Origin of the sequence: Pseudomonas sp. ACN5, assembly GCF_002303975.1 — a bacterium.
Taxonomy (GTDB): domain Bacteria; phylum Pseudomonadota; class Gammaproteobacteria; order Pseudomonadales; family Pseudomonadaceae; genus Aquipseudomonas; species Aquipseudomonas laurylsulfatiphila.
In genome coordinates, this window is the sequence record NZ_MRCP01000020.1 from 1 (window position 1) to 17,720 (window position 17,720).

Consider the following 17,720-nt stretch of genomic DNA (forward strand, 5'->3'; position numbering starts at 1 on the left):
CACCACCCCCGCCACCACCACTACCCCCATCCTTGGCCTGAGCACTGGATACCCCGGACAGGCTGTCCGGAATCAGTACGGTAGACGCCGACAGAACCGCGCCAATAGCTACTGCCAGTAAAAGCTTACTGATGTGCATGTCGTTCTCCGTCTTCTTGTTTGAGCCTGGAACGTTGATGAGCCTTGCAACGTGCTGCTTTTTCCCATGGGAGCCTGTTAAACACCTCGGCGGGCTGATTTATTCAGTTGGGTGGTTGAAGAAAGGCAACGGACAGCGCGGCCCTGTTCCAAAGGTCAGTGAATACTCGAGGCCAGTTCGAAAATCGGGATGTACATCAGGATCACGATCACCCCGATCAACAGGCCGATGAAGGTCATGAGCAAGGGCTCGAACAGCCGTACGAACCATTCGATCCAGCGGCTGATTTCTTCGTCGTAGAAATCGGCGCTGCGTTCCATCATCTGCCCGAGGTTGCCGGACTGTTCACCGGCGCGCAGCAGGCGCAGGGACACGGGGGTCACCAGTTGATTGAGCTCCAGAGCGGTGGACAACGATTGCCCTTCGCGCACCCGTTCGCAGGCCTGGTCCAGGCGGCTGCGGGAGGCGACGGTGAGCAGGTTGCGGACCATGCCCATGGCGGTGACGAGGGGAATGCCGCCTTGCAGCAGAATGCCCAGGGAACGGTAGAAGCGTGCCAGCTCATACATGAAGATGCGCTGGTGCACCGCGGGGAGTTTTTCGATCACGCGGTCCAGCCCTCGCCGAAACGCCGGTTGGCGCTGCAGCAGGACGAGGGCGACGATGATGGCCAGCAAGCCACCGAAGAATTCGCCCTGGTGGGCGTGAAGGAACATGCCGCTGCTCATCAGGATCTGCGACAACCACGGCAGGTTCGACCCCAGCCCTTCGAACACCAGGCTGAAACGAGGCACGACGTAGCCCATCAGGAACAACACCACACCGCCGCCCACAACCAGCAACAGCATGGGGTAGATCGACGCGCTGATGATCTTCTGGCGAACCTCGTCCATGCGCTGTCGATAACTGACATATCGGCCCAGGGCATCGCCGACGGCACCGGTCTTCTCGCTGGACTGCACCAGCGCCACGTACAAAGGCGGGAAAACGGCCGCCAACTGGCCCAGGGCCTGGGAAAACGATTTGCCCTCGTAAAGCAGGCGCACCAGCTCGCTCAGGGTTTTGCGGGCTTGTGGCGCGTTTTCCTTTTCCGCCAGGCTTTCCAGCGCATCGATCAACGGCAGGCCGGCGTTGAGCAAGGTGGTCAGCTCCTGGCTGAACAACACCAGGTTGAACGTCTCGCGCCTTTGCAGGCGCAGCGCGCGCCAATGTCGCTCGGCATGCAGGCTGAGAACCCGCAGGCCCTGGTCTTCGGCGATGCGCCTGGCTTCGCTTTGCCCCGGCGCATCGACGGTCATTGAGACGACACCGGCCTTGCCGACGGCTTTGAGATGAAAGCGCGTGATCGTCATATCCGTCAGTTCCAGTTGGTGACTTCGGCGTTCTCGCCTTCGCCGCCGGGTTGCCCGTCCTTGCCCATGGACAACAGGTCGTACTCGCTGTTTTCACCGGGATAGCGATAGCTGTAGTTGCGACCCCAAGGGTCTTGGGGGAGTTTTTTCTGCAGGTACGGGCCGGTCCAGCGCGGTTCGTCGCTGGGCGCGGTGACCAGCGCCTGCAAACCCTGTTCGGTCGAGGGGTAATGGCCGACCTCCAGGCGGTAAATGTCCAGGGCTTTGCTCAAGCCTTCTATTTGTGCCTTGGCCACTTTCACTTCGGAACGGCCCAACTGGGCGAAATACTTCGGCGCCACGATGCCGGCCAACAGCCCCAGCACCACCAGCACCACCAACAGTTCGAGCAGGGTGAACCCGCGTTGGGTTCGCCGGGCATAACGCAGATGCTGATTCATGATGACCTCGCACGGTAGGCAGCAGTGTTGCCATGCAGTTGCATGCAATTGCCATGCTCATGATCGGTGATCCTTCTGTACCCCCCGTGCCATGCGCCTTCTCACTTACGGCACAGTGCTTGCGTATGGCTGTTGCACGACTGGCCATTGGGGCAATACCCCCATTTTTCGGGGCCGGGAGGGGAGGTCTGACAATGAACTTACTCACCACCGGGTTGCTGGGTCTGCTGGTGTTGACCGGCGCCGCCCAGGCCGATGTGTTTGTTTCCGTGGACGCCAATGGCAGCTACGTCCTGTCCAATGTCCACCGCCCCGGACGCCACTATGAACGGGTGATCCGAGAACCCGATGCGCCGGTCGTCAGCCTCGACCAGCAGCCGCAGATGATCGCCGCGCAACCCTACGCCGAACTGGTGGCGGCGGCGGCCAGGGCCAACGAACTGCCGGCGGCGCTGCTGCATGCGGTGATCAAGACCGAGTCGAGCTACAACGCCCGCGCTACCTCACCCAAGGGCGCTCGCGGACTGATGCAGTTGATGCCCGACACCGCCCGCGAAATGGGCGTGACCAACGTCTACGACCCCAAGGCCAACATCCAGGGCGGCGCCCGCTATCTCAAACGCCTGATGACGATGTTCGACAACGATATCCGCCTCGCCGTGGCGGCCTACAACGCCGGCCCGCAAGCGGTGCTCAGCCGTGGCAACGTGGTCCCGCCGTTCGCCGAAACCCAGCGTTATGTGCCCAACGTGCTGAACCAGTATCGGCGTTTGCAGGGTTTGTCCCCGGATGCGCCGCTGTGATCGAAACCTCCGGGGGGCGATTTTCCCCAATAGTGGGGAATGGTGGCCCCAGTCGGAAAGTTGGGGATTGGGTGGGGAATATCCCCCGGCTTATCAAGTCGTGATTATAACTGGCTGATTAATAACGTATTTTTTTTGGCATGCGGATTGCTCCAGACGATTTGTCGAGAAGTGTTCCCCGATAACCCGCAGCGAGGTCCGAGTCCATGATCGGCATATCCCGCGCCTTGTCCTTGATTAATTTGCAGCGGGTGGCTGCCGACGATTGCCTGACCATCAATCTGCAGAACCTGCTGGCCTACCCCGCCGACGTGCAATTTCGTGTGATGGACAAAGCCTCGGGCCAACCCTTGTCCGGTGACGCGCCGGGTGTCGGGGCGAACCAGGCGATACCCATTAAGAGGAAGCTGACATGAACCGATTCGCGCATCGCGCAATGCTGACGTTCTGCCTGTTGGCCTTCGGTATCGACCAGATGCCGGCTCATTCGACGGACGAGCACGCCGGGCACGGCATGGCAGCCAGGAAGGCCGGCCAGGAGACCGCCCGGATCAGGATTGCCGACGTGGCCTTGCTGGACCAGAACGGCAAGGTCGTCAGCCTGGAAAAAGACCTGGTGAGCAACAAGATCGTGGTCATGGGTTTCATCTACACCCGCTGCACCACGGTCTGCCCGGTGGTGTCCTCGATCATGGGCAAGGTGCAGAAACGGCTGGGTGCGCGGGTCGGCACCGAGGTGCAACTGGTGTCGATCAGCATCGACCCGCAGCGTGACGATCCCCAACACCTGAACGACTACGCCCGCACCTTCCAGCAGGGGCCGGGCTGGAGCTGGCTGACCGGTTCGCCGCAGTCGGTCGATGCCACCCTCAAGGGCCTGGGTGCCTACGGCGGTGACTTCCAGAACCACTCGCCGCTGATTCTGGTGGGCGACGGCAACAACCGCCTCTGGACCCGCTATTACGGTTTCACCGACCCGACGGAACTGGCCCGGGCCGTCGAGAAACTCAGTGGTGAACGCAACACCCACGTCAAGCACACTGCCATTGCCATGGAGCGACAGCCATGAGAGCCATCGACTGCTTCACCCTGGGCATCTGCTACTGCATTTTCAGTTCAGTGGCGTTTGCCCACGAAGGGCATGAGCAGACCGCGCCTGTGGCGGCCGCCGCGCAACCGTCCAGCGGCACCCACGATGCGAAAACCTGGTTCACCGACACGCCGTTGCAGGACCAGAACGGCAACATGCTGCGCTTCTACAGCGACGCATTGAAGGACCGTGTGGTGCTGCTCAATGTGATTTTCACCCGTTGCGACGATGCTTGCCCGCTGATTACCCGCAAGCTCAAAGAAGTGCGTGAAGTGCTCGGCGACAAGGCCGACGGCATCACCTTTATCTCCCTTACCAGTGATCCGCTGCGGGACACCCCGGCGGTACTCAAGGCTTACACCTTGAAACAGGGCATCGATGGGCCCCACTGGTTTTTTCTTACCGGCGACAAGGCGCAAATGGACCTTGTACTGGGTCGTATCGGTCAGATCGTGCCGACCCCCGAGCAGCACTCCACCCACTTGATCGTCGGTGACGTGGCGAACAATCGCTGGAGCAAAATCAGTCCCGATGCCCCGGCGGCCGCCATTGCCCAGCGCCTGCAGCTGCTGACAATGCCCGTGGCCGGACGCTAACCATGGCCATCAATACTGCCCTCGTCCTTGGCCTGCTGCTCTTCGGCGGCCTCACGCTCAGCGTCCAGGCGCTGCCGCTGAACCTCAGCGAAAGTGCCGGCAAGCGCCTGTACCGCGAAGGTATATCGGCCAGCGGCGAGCCGATCATGGTTCGGGTCGGTGCATCGAACATGCTGCTGCCGGCCACCAGCCTGCCGTGCGCCAAATGTCATGGCGACGACGGCCTCGGACGCCCGGAAGGCGGGGTGCGCCCACCGGACCTGAATTGGTCGCGGCTGGCCAGCAACCATGGCCAGCAGCACATCAACGGCCGCAGTTACCCGGCCTACAGCGACAGCACCCTGGCGCAGGCGGTGCAGGAGGGGCGCGACCCCGGCAATAACCGGCTCGATCCATCGATGCCACGATTCGTGTTGTCGATGAACGATCAACGCAATCTCACGGCGTACCTCAAACGCCTGGCCGAAGACCGCGATCCGGGCCTGACCCCCGACAGTCTGCACCTGGGCACGTTGCTGCCGGGCACCGGGCCATTGAGCGAGGAGAGCGTCACGGTGGCGGCGGTGCTCAAGGGCTGCGTGACGCGTATCAACGAGGCGGGGGGCATTCACGGCCGGCAGTTGCGCCTGACCATACTCGACCCCGGTACCGATCGCGCCAGTGCCGAAAAGGCGCTGAACCAGTTGATCGATGAAGAACAGGTGTTCGCCCTGATCGCCCCGCTGGCGCCGGCATTGGACGTGGACCTCGCCGTGCACCTGGAACGGGCCCGCATTCCGCTGATCGGGCCGCTGTCCTTGCAGGGCACGCCCCACGCCAGTCCGCAGATATTCGAACCACTGCCGGGGCTTCGCGAGCAATTGATCGCCCTGGCCGATTACGCCAGTGCCAGCCTGCGGGTGCTTCAGGGGCCGACGTTGATCGCCTATCCGGACGAATCCGGCCAACGGCTGGCGGCGCAGGAACTCAGCCGGTACTTGCAGGGGCGCGCCTGGCAAAAGGTGCGCCTGCAAGCCTACGACCCGAGCGGGGACGACTTGCCCCTGGGCTCGCGCTCGGTGTTTTACCTGGGCACAAGCAGCGGCTTCAGCCGACTGGCCGAGCGCCTGCAAACGGCGGGGCAGGTGCCTTACCTGTTCGCCACCTCGAACCAGGTGGCGGGCAATCTGACCCAGGTGCCCAGCGGATTTTCCCGGCGGGTGTTCCTGGCCTATCCGTTCGTGCCCAGCGACTGGACCCTGGCCGGGCGCCTGGCCCTGACTCAGTTGCGCGAACACCAGGGCCTCGGTGGCCAGCACGCGATACTGCAAGTGGGCGCGTTCAGTTCGATGATGCTGCTCAGCGAAGGCATGAAGCAGGCCGGGCGGGATGCCAGCCGCGAAAAGCTGGTCAGTGCCCTGGAAGGCCTGCATGACTTCGATACCGGGCTGACGCCCCTGATGAGCTTTGGTCCAGGCCGACGCCTGGGCTTGAGCGGTGCCCATATCGTCACGGTGGATCTGCCGGACCAGCGGTTCTATCTGGTCGCCCCCTATAAACCTGTCGCTGCCACGCCCTGACCGGAGGCCGATCATGAAACTCGACACTTTGCCGGTCCTGCGGGCCCGACATACCCCGGTCAAGGTAGCGCCCGGTGCTGACGCTTCCACAGTCGAGGCCGCGGGTCTACGCTTAACTGCGATCAGGGCCCCCATCGTTGCCGGGGCCGATTTCGGCCACGTTGCCCTTGGCGGGTCCGAAGAGGCGTCGGCCTGCGAAGGGGGTCACCTGGGTTACTTTCCCCGTGGACGGAGGGTGCCGCAGTTCGAAGCTGCAGCGTTTGCCCTGGCACCGGGGGCCATCAGCCACTCGCACAATCGGATCGAGCGGATTGATGATGACTAGGGTGTTCCCCAACAGTGGGGGAAAAACTTCAATGCCAATCCGATCGCTTTCCCCGTTTTTGGGGGATGGGATTGCTGTACAAAAAAGGCATTGTTTTTAAATTCAAGGACATGAATGCCTGAAATTACCGGCGCTCAGTCTGGCATGAAGTGTGCGTTAGTCCTCTCAGGGCACGCGCTCCGCCAGGTTCAAAACCCGGACCTGCGGTTTCAAGGAGTCGACCTTGTTGAACAAAGTACTGGTTGTTGATGACGAACAGCTGCTGGCACAAAACCTCCAGGATTACCTGCAGGCGCAAGCGCTGGAAGTCCGGATTGCTCACGACGGTGCACATGGAATCGCCGAAGCAGACGATTTCGCACCCGATGTGATGGTGTTCGATTACCGCTTGCCCGATATGGAAGGCTTTCAGGTGCTCGATGCCGTCCGCCAGAACAGGAAGTGCCATTTTGTGCTGATCACAGGGCATCCAACCGCGGAAGTTTGCGAGCGGGCCCGGCTACTGGGAGTCAGCCATATCCTGTTCAAGCCCTTTCCGTTGGCGGAATTGGCCCGTGCAGTGCTTGATCTTCTGGACAGGCGGCGCGAGCCCAGGCCGGGTGTGAGCACCTCCGAAGGATTCGTCGAACGACGCCAGAGCAGGACCGAGAGTTTCCCGCTGCAGTTGTACGACGGTAGTTGGGTGCTTGCAGATCGCCGAAAAAATACATCGGCTTCCATGGCGCCAGACGACGAACAATTGCTCACCGGGGAGTAGTGGCGCGACAAGACGTTCCGGCCCGTGCCGAAATGGCTCGCCGCGCTGACAGGGCTCTAAGCCCCGGGCGTTGGAGAGCAAGCCATGGACCGTCTATCCCTTGCCGTAGAACCGGCGCAAGTGGAAGGTGTACCGACTCGTTTCACCAGTGAACAACTGGCCCAGGCCCGCGCCCTGGCCACCAGTTCCGGCGAGCGGATGCTGGACACCCTCGGGGCGTTGAGTGAACTGGCTCCCATGCCTTTCATCCAGTGCCTGGGTGTAACCCTGCACTATCCGGTGCTCGACACCGACAGCCTGTTCAGTGCCACCCCGGTGTTCGACCGGGTGACCCTGGCCCAATGCCTCAAGCGAGAATTCATCCTGCTGCGTCACGACGATGCGGTCATCGGCGTATTCGCCGACCCCTTCGACAGCGCACGCCTGGCCTGGATCGATGAATGCCTGCATGGCGCGCCGCTGTACCTGGTGCATGCCGACGACCTGAAGGCCTACCTGGCGCGTCACGAAGAAAGTTTCCACGCGGTGGAGTCGCTCAACGCCCATGCCGAGGGCGCAACCGAGATCGACACCCTGCAAAGCCTGTCCCTGACCAGCATCAGCGAAGACGCCAGCGTGGTGGTCAAGCTGGTCAACTCGACGCTGTACGACGCGCTGAAAATGCACGCCAGCGACATCCACCTGGGCACCACCGGCAGCGGCCTGGTGATCAAGTACCGGATCGACGGTGTGCTCAACAACATCAGCAAGATCCAGGGCAGCGAGTTCGCCGAGCAAGTGATTTCCCGAGTCAAGGTCATGGCTGAACTGGACATCGGCGAAAAGCGCGTGCCCCAGGACGGTCGTTTCAAGATCGGCATCAGCGGCCGGCAGATCGACTTCCGGGTGTCGATCATGCCGAGCATCTTCGGCGAAGACGCGGTGCTGCGGGTGCTCGACAAACAGGACCTCGCCGACAAAGTCTGTGGCGTGCAACTGCAGGCCCTGGGCTTTGAAGAAGATACCCTGCGCCAGTTGCGCCGGCTGGCCGCCGAACCCTACGGCATGGTGCTGGTGACCGGGCCCACCGGTAGCGGCAAGACCACCACCCTGTACGCGATGATCACCGAGATCAACCACGGTGTGGACAAGATCATCACCATTGAAGACCCGGTGGAATATCAACTGCCGGGCGTACTGCAAATCCCCGTCAACGAGAAAAAGGGCCTGACCTTCGCCCGGGGCCTGCGCTCGATCCTGCGTCATGACCCGGACAAGATCATGGTCGGTGAAATCCGCGACCCGGACACCGCACAGATCGCCGTGCAATCGGCGCTCACCGGTCACCTGGTGTTCACCACCATCCACGCCAACAACGTGTTCGACGTGATTGGCCGATTCACCCAGATGGAAATCGATCCGTACAGCCTGGTCTCGGCACTCAATGCCGTACTGGCCCAGCGTTTGATCCGTCTGGTCTGCACCAGTTGCAGCGCCCCTTACAGCCCGACAGAAGAAGAGCTGGAGGTCTCGGGGCTCGATCCGCAAAAGGTCGCTCACTACCGGTTCGTCCACGGCAAGGGTTGCGGGCATTGCCGGGGCACCGGGTATCGCGGGCGCAGTGCGATTGCCGAGCTGCTGCACCTGGATGACGAACTGCGGCAAATGATCGTCGAGCGCCAACCCATCTCGAAAATCAAGGCCCATGCCTGCAAACGTGGCTTGCGCCTGTTGCGCGAGTCGGCGCTGGAGATGGTGGAACAAGGCCGGACCACTCTCGAGGAGATCAATCGTGTCACTTTTATCTCGTGAGCAATTTGTCGCCGTGCTCGGCGCCAGCGGTGTAGGCCTGGGGCATCGGCAAGGCAGTGCAACCCACTGGCTGGGCAGCGTCGGCTACATCGACGAAGGTTTCCAGGCCTGGGCGGTGGCCCTCGACACCCTCGACCGTTTGCTGGCCGAGCACGCCGTTGCCAGGGCGGAACTGACGGTGGTGGTCTCCGGACACTTCAGCCGCTATTGCCTGGTGCCCTGGAGCGATCAGATCAGCAGCCCGGCCGAATTGCTTGGCTTCGCCCAACTGTGTTTCGAGGACCTCTACGGTGCCCCGACGCAACCCTGGAGCCTGGTGCTGTCGGCTGAACCTGCCGGTTATGACCGCATCGCCACCGCGCTGCCCCAGGACTTGCTCGACCGCCTGCGCGCCCTGGTCAGCGCGCGTGGCTTGCGCCTGCGTTCGGTGCAGCCGTACCTGATGGCGGCGTTCAACCATTTCGATAAAAGCCTTGATGCCGGGGACTTCCTGTTCGTGGTCGCCGAACCGGTACGCAGCGTACTGCTGCTGGCCCGGGAAGGGCGCTGGGCTTCAGTGCGCTCGGTGGGCAGCAGCGACAGTGATGCGGCCCTGACGGCGCTGATCGGCCGTGAGAACCAGTTGCAGGCGTCAACCAGCGAGCGGCCGTTGACGGTCTACCTGCATGCGCCGGCGCGTATCGACTCGCACCCTGATGTGCCCGGTGTGCATCTGCGCACTCTCGAAGAAGACCGGACAGCCGTACGCGATTGCCTGTACGTCATGTCCCGGGCGGTGGCCTGACATGCGCCCCCTGATGCTCGACTTTCAGCCGCGCCGCCGTGCAGGTCCCCTGGGCTGGAGCCTGCTGGCCGGTGGCGTGGTGCTGACACTGACTTGCGCTCTGGTGCAGCAGCACCTGAGCAACGAGGCCGAACAACAGCAGGGCCACCTGCAAACCACCCAGCGGGTGCTCACCGGCGACAACGGCAGCAAGCCCGGCCTGACCCCGGCACAAACTCGCGAGCAGGCGCAGAACCTGGCCGAAATGCGCAAGGTCTCCCAGCAGTTGCGCCGTCCCTGGGAGCGTCTGTTCGCCACGCTGGAAGCCATGCCGCGGGACAACATTGCCCTGCTGACCCTGACCCCGGACGCCCGTAAAGGCCAGGTCCGGATCAGCGCCGAGGCGATGGACCTGGACGCCATGCTCGATTTCCACCGCCGCCTCGAAGCCAGTGACGAGCTGTCCGACGTGTCGCTGCTGAGCCACGAAATTGTCGCCAACGTGCCGGAACACCCGGTGCAGTTCAACCTGTCGGCTACCTGGGAGATCGGCGATGCAAATCCATAAATTGATCGTCCACGAATACCTGCAAGGCCTGGGGGCTCCGGGGCTGGCAGGGTTGGCCATGCTGGTGCTGGCGCTGAGCTATGGCCTGGCCGGATTGCTGCCGGACTGGCAGTCGCTGCAAAGCCTCAGCCAGCAGACCCGCGAAGCCACCGAGTACCTGGCCAGGGTCGAAGACGGCACAGTGGCTGCACCGGTGGTGCCGCAACGCCAGCTCGACGATTTTCGCAGCAAGTTGCCGTCCCAGCCCCAGGCCACCGTGGCCATCGACAAGATCTACGCCCTGGCCGCCCAGGAGCGCATCACCTTGTCCCGGGGGGAATACTCCCTGGGCGTGGACCCCAAGACGCACCTGGCCCGTTATCAGATTCTGCTGCCGGTACGTGGCAGCTATCCGCAACTGCGGCGTTTCCTGCACGCCTTGCTCGGCCAGTTGCCGGCGGTGGTGCTCGAGGATGTGGAGCTTCAGCGCAAGAATATCGCCGATACCGACCTGACCGGGCGGATCCGCATGACCCTTTATCTGTCGAGGTCATGATGAATACCAAACGAGTGGTGGGCTGGGTGGCGTTCTTCGGTGTAGCGGCAGCGCTCGCCTGGTTCCCCGAATACTTCAGGCAGGCTGACGACAGCGACCCTGCGGTGGCCGCCGTGGCCACCTCAGCCAAAGGCAAGGCCCCGGGCGCAGCGGCGGCTGCATCGAGCGCCGCGGCGGTCGTGCCGATCAAGGACCTGAGCCCTGCAGGCGACCTGTTCGCCGCCCGCAGCTGGAACGCGGAGCCGGCCCTCGGCACCGTCATTGAACAACCGGTAGTCGTGACTCCAGAGGTGCAGGTCCCCACTGCACCGCCGTTGCCCTTCCAGTTTGTCGGCAGGCTGGACGACCGTTCCGATCTGCAGGTGTTCTTGCAGAGCGGCGAAAAAATATACGTCGTGCGCAAAGGGGATGTCATCGACGAAACCTGGCGGATCGAGCGCATTTCCGATAAGGAACTGAGCCTGGTCTACCTGCCTTTGCATTTGGCTCAGACTCTGTCTGTGGGGAGTACGGAATGAACAAATCCCGTTTGTTGATGAGCCTTTGTCTCTGCGCAGGGCTGGCTGCATGCAGTTCGGCGCAGGTCGCCAAGGAAGAAGCTTCCGCCCTGATGGAATCTGGCCAGTACGAAGCTGGCCTGGCTCGCATCGAACAGGGGTTGCGCGAGAACCCTCGCGATACCGATCTGCACATAGCGCTCAACAGCGGTCGGGCCCGCGCCGTGACGGCACTGCTGACCCAGGCCGACATGGACCGCGCCCAGCGTAATTTCGCCGGGGCCCGCATGGGCTACAGCCGGGTCCTGAGCATCGAACCGAACAACCGTCGTGCCCAGGATTCCCTGCGTCAACTCGACTACTTGCGCAGCATGGACGAGAAACTCGAAATGGCCCGTGGCGACCTGCGTCGCGGTGACATCTACGGTGCCGACCGTCAGGTCAAGCAGATTCTCGAACTGGACCCGCAGAACGAGGGTGCCCGGGAACTGCAAGACAGCATCCGCCTGGTGCAGAGCCGCAACGTGGTGCAGTACCCGCAGTTGCGCACACGCCTGGACCGGCCGGTGACCCTGGAGTTTCGCGACGCCAACCTCAAGACCATTTTCGAAGTGCTGTCCCAGGTCGCCGGCCTGAACTTCATCTTCGACAAGGACCTGCGCCCGGACATGAAAGCCACGATCTTCGTGCGTGATGTGCGCATCGAAGACGCCGTGGAACTGCTGCTGCAACAGAACCAGTTGCATCAGAAAGTGGTGAATGAAAACACCTTGCTGATCTACCCGGACTCGCCGCAGAAGCTCAAGGATTATCAGGAACTGGTGATGCGCACCTTCTACCTGACCAGCATCGATGCCAATACCGCGCTGAACATGATCAAGACCATGCTCAAGACCCGCGACGTGTTCGTCGATGAACGCCTCAATACCCTGACCATGCGCGACTCGGGCGACGCCATCCGCATGGCGGAAAAACTGCTGCAATCGCAGGACCAGTCCAACCCCGAAGTGGTGCTGGAAGTGGAAGTGATGGAAGTGGCCCGTCAGCGCATTCTCGACCTCGGCCTGCAATGGCCCAACACCTTCGGTGTGATCAACAGCGACGGCTCGCCAGTGTCCATCCTTGACCAACTCAAAGGTATCGACTCCAGCCGGATTTCCATCAGCCCGGCGCCACAGGCCAAGATCAACGCCCAGGACAAGGACATCAATACCCTGGCCAGCCCGGTGATCCGGGTGAGCAACCGCGAACAGGCGCGCATCCACATCGGTCAGCGCGTGCCCATCATCAGCGCCACCTCGGTGCCTTCGACCCAGGGGCCGGTGATCACCGAAAGCGTGACTTACCTCGACGTCGGTCTGAAGCTTGAAGTGCAGCCCATCGTGCACCTGAACAACGAAGTGGCGATCAAGGTCGCGCTGGAAGTCAGTAACGCCACGCCGCTGGCGCCGACCGCTCAGGGCACCATTCCGGTCCAGGTCGATACCCGCAACGCCCAGACCACCTTGCGTCTGCATGATGGCGAAACCCAGATCCTCGCCGGTCTGGTGCGCAACGACCATGGCAGCAGCGGTAACAAGATCCCTGGCCTTGGCGACATTCCTGGCCTGGGCCGCCTGTTCGGCAGCAACAAAGACGACATCAGCAAATCCGAACTGGTGCTGTCGATCACCCCGCGGATCGTGCGCAACCTGCCATACCAGAGCCCGTCGGACATGGAATTCTCGACCGGCACTGAAACCAGCATGCACATCCAGGCCCCTGACCGTTCGATGAAAACGACGGTTCAGACCGGCCCCATGAGCGCACCGATCGCCACCACGGTTACTGTCGGGAAGCCTTGATCATGAGCGCCTCGCAACGCGGTTTTACCCTGGTCGAAGTCGTGGTGACGCTGGCCCTGGTCGGCCTGTTGGCCGGCATGGCCGCACCGCTGACCGAGACGGTGGTGCGCCGTGGCAAAGAGCAGGAACTGCGGACCGCGCTGTACCAGATCCGCGATGGCATCGACGCCTACAAACGCGCCTTCGACGCCGGCTACATCGAGAAGTCGCTCGACAGCAACGGCTACCCGCCGAACCTGAAAGTGCTGGTCGAGGGCGTACGTGACGTGCGCAGCGCCAAGGGGGCCAAGTTCTACTTCCTGCGGCGCATCCCCCGTGATCCGCTGGCCACCGTCAAGCGTGACGACGAGGGCGGCTGGGGCCTGCGTGCCTATGACAGTTCGGCTGAGAACCCGCGCGAGGGCCGGGACGTCTTTGACGTTTACTCCAAGGCCCGGGGCAAGGGTCTGAACGGCATCGCCTATCGTGAGTGGTGAGCATATGCGTCGGCAAAAGGGTTTTACCCTGTTGGAACTGATGGTGGTCATGGCAATCATCGCGACCCTGATGACGATCGCCATGCCACGCTACTTCACCAGCCTGGAAGCCTCGAAAGAGACCACCCTGCGCCAGAGCCTGTCGTCCATGCGCGAGGCGCTGGATCACTACTACGGCGACACCGGGCGTTATCCGGACTCCATCGAACAGCTGGTCGAACTGCGCTACCTGCGTAACCAGCCGCTGGACCCGATTGCCGAGCGCAAGGACACCTGGGTCGTGGTCGCGCCACCGGATGGCGTGGCGGGCGGGGTGGCCGATATCAAGAGTGGCGCCAGCGGGAGGGCGCGTGATGGCAGCCTTTATTCCGAGTGGTAAGCCTTCGGGTCAGGACGGCTTCACCTACCTGGGTGTGCTGTTTCTGATTGTCGTGATCGGCATGGGCCTGGCCAGTGCCGGCGAGTTGTGGGCCACCGCTTCACGCCGGGATCGCGAACACCAGTTGCTCTGGGTCGGTACGCAGTATGCCCAGGCGCTGCGCAGCTATTACCGCAGTTCGCCCGGCGTCGCCATGTACCCGAAAGAACTCGCGGACCTGTTGCAGGACGAGCGCTTCCCGTCGGCCAGGCACCATATCCGCCAGTTGTACCCGGAGCCGATGACGGGGGGCGAATGGGAGCTGATGCGCGGTGTCGACGGGCGGATCAACGGTGTGTACTGCCCGTCCGAGCAGAAGCCGCTCAAACAAGAGAACTTTCCCAGCGAGTGGTCGGACTTCAAAGGCATGGCCAGCTACAAGGATTGGCAGTTCGTGGCCGAGAAAGTTGTCCTCGATGGCACCGAGGGGCTGCCGAAAGAACAGTCCACCGCGCCCCAGGCATTGCAGCCTTGAACTCTTGGGAGCGGGTTTTGCGCCAGATATACCGGGTCCAATTGTGGGCTTGCTCGCGAAGGCGGCCTGATAGCCGACCTGTCTTTTTTTGACTGTGTACATATCCGTTTTTTTGGTAACGGCGGCTTATGGTTCCGCTCTTACAGCGGGTCACTTTTGGCAAACGCCCGGAGTGCCGGCCCAGCCAAAAGTAACCAAAAGGTCTCGCCCCTTACGTACGGCCCCTCGCTTAGGCTCGGGGTTCCTTCGCTCCGGTGTCCATCCGGGGGCATTGCCCTCCGGTCGGCTTCGCTTCGACCTACATGCAATGAGTTCGACTGCGTCGAACGGCGCTGCGCGCCCATCCCCGGATGAACACCTCCACTCAGCCTGCCGAGGGGGCGGGTGGATCAAGATCACAAGCTGCAGGCGAGCTAACGCTCGGCCTGATGAGTGGTGAAGAGCGAAGGTGTACGCCGACCTGCCTTTGCTCTTCTGTGGGAGCGGGCTTGCTCGCGAAGACGGCCTGCCAGGCGACCAATTTCTCACAGGTATACCCAATCCCTGTGGGAGCGAGCCTGCTCGCGAAGACGGCCTTGCAGCCAACGAAAATCCTCTGCCTCACACCAGCAAAATGGCCAGAAATTATGGACGTCAGGCAAGGCTGTAGGACCAGGAGTGAGGCTACACCGCCTTGCGTCGTTGCCTACAACTACGCCAGAATCCGCCGGCTTGTGGGCCTTGGACCCTGACTCTATCGTTGTCGGGTCGCTGCAAATTCAGCGACCGGGTTTCGCAGCCCGGGTTAATCAAGGCGCTCAGCGCCACCGTTTCCATACAGTTGGCGCTTTTGTTCGCCCACTGTTTTGCGTTATGGCGGCTGTGCGCGGGAGACTTTCGGGTCTGCCGGGTTCCTTGATTCCCGGTCTGCGAACCTGCGTATGGCCGCCACCTGCTTCGTTTCGCAGCGAATCGTGGCGGCTCCATCAATCAAGGAGCTTCGTCATGGTCAAACCCACACCCAATCCCCCCGAATCAGAAACCAATACCTCTCAACGTGAGGTGATCATGCTGGCGGACCTGGCAGTCAACCGCGCACTGGATAACGTTGCCCCACTGGACTAAACACAGAACCATTGTGGATGTCTGATTGCTCAGATGTGTCGCTATCACCCATGCATCAGGCGCTTTCCAGCATCTTGATCAATTCCTCAGGCCACACCGTTTCTCGAGTCTCTCGCAGTTCGGCTACGGACCACCACTTATGGTCAGCCATTACCCGGGCTTCGTGAGCCGTCCAGCCCTCACGGGACAGGCGGTCACTGTCGGTATGAACCACAAAATACTGTTCAACCGACAGCACCGTTTCACCGCTTGGCAGCATCATCGCAAAACTGCGCTCTGCAACGCTGACTCCCACGGCTGCGACATTCAGCCCGGTTTCTTCAAACAGTTCACGAACCGCCGCAGCCTCAAAGGATTCACCCGGCTCAAGCCCGCCACCGGGTGTCGCCCAGTGGCTTTGGCCGTCGAGGGCATCGCCTTTGTGCTGGAAGTGAAACAGCAGAACCTGTTGTGCAGGATTGATCACCAGCAGTCTGGCGGAATTACGTTGGCGCATTTTTTTCTTTCCATAGAGTGCCGCGAACCGCAGCTTTCACTGCGGCTTGCGACGGTAAAGCTCATGTCGGCGTTATTAGACCGAAAGGGTTAAGCCACCACCCGATAACACGGCACATACGCCGCGCCGCCCGGCAGTTTCATGCGGTGCTGGGCGACGAAGGCTTTGAGCAGCAGGTCCAGCGGTTGCATGATCGCCGCGTCGCCACGGATCTGGTAGGGCCCGTGCTCTTCGATCAGGCGGATGCCCTTGTCCTTGACGTTGCCGGCGACGATGCCGGAGAACGCGCGGCGCAGGTTGGCCGCCAGTTCGTGGGAGGGCAGGTCGAGGCTCAGTTTCAGGTTGGCCATGTTTTCGTGGGTCGGGTCGAACGGGCGCTGGAAGCCTTCGTCGATTTTCAGCAGCCAGTTGAAGTGGAACGCATCGTTGCGCTCGCGGCGGAACTGCTTGACCGCCTTGAGGCCCTGGGTCATCTGGCGCGCCACTTCGGCCGGGTCATCGATGATGATCTGGTAGTGCTGCTTGGCGGCGTCGCCCAGGGTGGCGCCGACGAACGCGTCCAGTTGCTCCAGGTACGGCGCGGCATGTTTGGGCCCTGTGAGGACGACCGGGAAGGGCAGGCCTGCGTTGTCCGGGTGCATCAGGATGCCCAGCAGGTACAGGAATTCTTCGGCCGTACCGGCGCCGCCCGGGAAGATGATGATGCCGTGACCGACGCGGACGAAGGCTTCCAGGCGTTTTTCGATGTCCGGCAGGATCACCAGTTCGTTGACGATCGGGTTCGGCGCTTCGGCGGCGATGATGCCGGGTTCGGTCAGGCCCAGGTAGCGGCCGCCGTGGATGCGTTGCTTGGCGTGGGCGATGGTCGCGCCCTTCATCGGGCCTTTCATCACGCCGGGGCCGCAACCGGTGCAGATGTCCAGGCTGCGCAGGCCAAGTTCGTGGCCGACTTTCTTGGTGTATTTGTATTCTTCGGTGTTGATCGAGTGCCCGCCCCAGCACACCACGATCTTCGGCTCGACGCCGGGGCGCAGGGTACGGGCGTTGCGCAGCAGGTGGAAGACGTAGTCGCTGATGCCCTGGGAGTTGCTCAGGTCGATGCGCTGGCTGTCGAGTTCGTTTTCGGTGTAGACGATGTCACGCAGGGCGCTGAAGAGCATCTCCCGGGTGCTGGCGATCATTTCGCCGTCGACGAAGGCGTCGGCCGGAGCGTTCAGCAGTTCCAGGCGTACGCCTCGGTCCTGCTGGTGAATGCGGATCTCGAAATCCTTGTAGGCTTCCAGAATGGTCTTGGCGTTGTCGACATGGGCGCCGGTGTTGAGGATGGCCAGGGCGCACTGGCGGAAGAGGCTGTAGATACTGCCGGAACCGGCTTCGCTCAATTGCTGGACTTCCCGTTGCGAGAGCGTTTCCAGGCTGCCTTTGGGACTGACGGAGGCGTTGATAACTTGGCGTTGGGTCATTCAATGATCCTTAAAACGATGTCATTCACACAGCAACTACGAATGGCATCCGAATGATGTGTATTCATGAAAGAAGATGGCACGAACTGCGCGGTCTCGCCATGTCCCCCGATTGACGATGAAAAGATGAAAAGGAGCTCCAGCATAGCTAAATCCCTCGCAGAGGCGATAATGGCCCGCTGACTTTTTGCCTCAGCCCCCTTTTTACCCTTTCAGCTCAGGAAAAACC

Annotated in this window: 20 protein-coding genes; 16 read left to right on the forward strand and 4 right to left on the reverse strand. The window is 61.9% G+C overall.

Annotated elements, in window-relative coordinates; genetic code table 11:
* Positions 1-294 precede the first annotated feature (294 nt).
* Both BSF40_RS27465 and gspG read right to left on the reverse strand, forming a co-directional pair.
* Positions 295-1,491 (reverse strand): type II secretion system F family protein, encoded by a 1,197-nt coding sequence (locus BSF40_RS27465; protein ID WP_095967662.1) that lies wholly within the window; start codon positions 1,489-1,491, stop codon positions 295-297.
* A 5-nt stretch (positions 1,492-1,496) separates the two neighbouring features.
* The gene (gene gspG / locus BSF40_RS27470) at positions 1,497-1,931 is read right to left on the reverse strand and encodes a type II secretion system major pseudopilin GspG (protein WP_095967663.1); all 435 of its coding nucleotides are present in this window, start codon (positions 1,929-1,931) and stop codon (positions 1,497-1,499) included.
* 194 nt (positions 1,932-2,125) lie between these two features.
* On the opposite strand from gspG, the gene BSF40_RS27475 reads away from it, so the two are divergent.
* From BSF40_RS27475 to BSF40_RS27550, 16 genes are all read left to right on the forward strand, one after another.
* Positions 2,126-2,734 (forward strand): lytic transglycosylase domain-containing protein, encoded by a 609-nt coding sequence (locus tag BSF40_RS27475; protein WP_095967664.1) that lies wholly within the window; start codon positions 2,126-2,128, stop codon positions 2,732-2,734.
* 206 nt (positions 2,735-2,940) lie between these two features.
* Positions 2,941-3,150, forward strand: a complete 210-nt coding sequence (locus BSF40_RS27480) for a hypothetical protein (RefSeq protein WP_095967665.1) — start codon at positions 2,941-2,943, stop codon at positions 3,148-3,150.
* Positions 3,147-3,803, forward strand: coding sequence for an SCO family protein (locus tag BSF40_RS27485; protein ID WP_095967666.1), 657 nt, complete (start codon positions 3,147-3,149; stop codon positions 3,801-3,803). Before BSF40_RS27480 ends, BSF40_RS27485 begins: the two co-directional genes overlap by 4 nt.
* Positions 3,800-4,420 carry an SCO family protein gene (locus BSF40_RS27490; RefSeq protein WP_095967667.1) on the forward strand — a complete coding sequence of 207 codons (621 nt, stop codon included), beginning with the start codon at positions 3,800-3,802 and terminating at the stop codon, positions 4,418-4,420. Before BSF40_RS27485 ends, BSF40_RS27490 begins: the two co-directional genes overlap by 4 nt.
* An 8-nt stretch (positions 4,421-4,428) precedes the next feature.
* A complete protein-coding gene (locus BSF40_RS27495; RefSeq protein ID WP_095967743.1) occupies positions 4,429-5,979 on the forward strand; it encodes an ABC transporter substrate-binding protein in 1,551 nt (516 codons plus the stop codon).
* A gap of 13 nt (positions 5,980-5,992) precedes the next feature.
* A complete protein-coding gene (locus tag BSF40_RS27500; RefSeq protein WP_095967668.1) occupies positions 5,993-6,304 on the forward strand; it encodes a peptidylprolyl isomerase in 312 nt (103 codons plus the stop codon).
* A gap of 223 nt (positions 6,305-6,527) precedes the next feature.
* On the forward strand, positions 6,528-7,061 hold the full coding sequence (locus tag BSF40_RS27505) for a response regulator (RefSeq protein WP_041474905.1): 534 nt from the start codon (positions 6,528-6,530) through the stop codon (positions 7,059-7,061).
* 84 nt (positions 7,062-7,145) lie between these two features.
* A complete protein-coding gene (locus BSF40_RS27510; RefSeq protein WP_095967669.1) occupies positions 7,146-8,852 on the forward strand; it encodes a GspE/PulE family protein in 1,707 nt (568 codons plus the stop codon).
* Positions 8,833-9,636 carry a hypothetical protein gene (locus BSF40_RS27515; RefSeq protein ID WP_095967670.1) on the forward strand — a complete coding sequence of 268 codons (804 nt, stop codon included), beginning with the start codon at positions 8,833-8,835 and terminating at the stop codon, positions 9,634-9,636. The genes BSF40_RS27510 and BSF40_RS27515 overlap by 20 nt, the downstream gene beginning before the upstream one ends.
* A gap of 1 nt (position 9,637) precedes the next feature.
* Positions 9,638-10,183 (forward strand): PilN domain-containing protein, encoded by a 546-nt coding sequence (locus BSF40_RS27520; protein ID WP_095967671.1) that lies wholly within the window; start codon positions 9,638-9,640, stop codon positions 10,181-10,183.
* Entirely contained in the window at positions 10,170-10,718 is a 549-nt protein-coding gene (locus tag BSF40_RS27525) for a GspMb/PilO family protein (RefSeq protein WP_015095750.1), read from the forward strand. The genes BSF40_RS27520 and BSF40_RS27525 overlap by 14 nt, the downstream gene beginning before the upstream one ends.
* A complete protein-coding gene (locus BSF40_RS27530) occupies positions 10,718-11,236 on the forward strand; it encodes a hypothetical protein (protein WP_095967672.1) in 519 nt (172 codons plus the stop codon). The genes BSF40_RS27525 and BSF40_RS27530 overlap by 1 nt, the downstream gene beginning before the upstream one ends.
* Entirely contained in the window at positions 11,233-13,059 is a 1,827-nt protein-coding gene (locus BSF40_RS27535; RefSeq protein ID WP_095967673.1) for a secretin N-terminal domain-containing protein, read from the forward strand. Before BSF40_RS27530 ends, BSF40_RS27535 begins: the two co-directional genes overlap by 4 nt.
* A 2-nt stretch (positions 13,060-13,061) precedes the next feature.
* A complete protein-coding gene (locus BSF40_RS27540; protein WP_095967674.1) occupies positions 13,062-13,535 on the forward strand; it encodes a type II secretion system protein in 474 nt (157 codons plus the stop codon).
* A gap of 4 nt (positions 13,536-13,539) precedes the next feature.
* Positions 13,540-13,914, forward strand: coding sequence for a type II secretion system protein (locus tag BSF40_RS27545; RefSeq protein WP_015095746.1), 375 nt, complete (start codon positions 13,540-13,542; stop codon positions 13,912-13,914).
* Positions 13,889-14,428: a type II secretion system protein gene (locus tag BSF40_RS27550; protein ID WP_095967675.1), complete on the forward strand. Its 540-nt coding sequence runs from the start codon at positions 13,889-13,891 to the stop codon at positions 14,426-14,428. The genes BSF40_RS27545 and BSF40_RS27550 overlap by 26 nt, the downstream gene beginning before the upstream one ends.
* A 1,159-nt stretch (positions 14,429-15,587) precedes the next feature.
* On the opposite strand, the gene BSF40_RS27560 is transcribed toward BSF40_RS27550, so the two are convergent.
* Together BSF40_RS27560 and ppnN are read right to left on the reverse strand one after the other, a co-directional pair.
* On the reverse strand, positions 15,588-16,028 hold the full coding sequence (locus BSF40_RS27560) for an NUDIX hydrolase (protein WP_095967676.1): 441 nt from the start codon (positions 16,026-16,028) through the stop codon (positions 15,588-15,590).
* Between the two features lie 89 nt (positions 16,029-16,117).
* Positions 16,118-17,491, reverse strand: coding sequence for a nucleotide 5'-monophosphate nucleosidase PpnN (gene ppnN / locus BSF40_RS27565; protein WP_095967677.1), 1,374 nt, complete (start codon positions 17,489-17,491; stop codon positions 16,118-16,120).
* Positions 17,492-17,720: the final 229 nt, after the last annotated feature.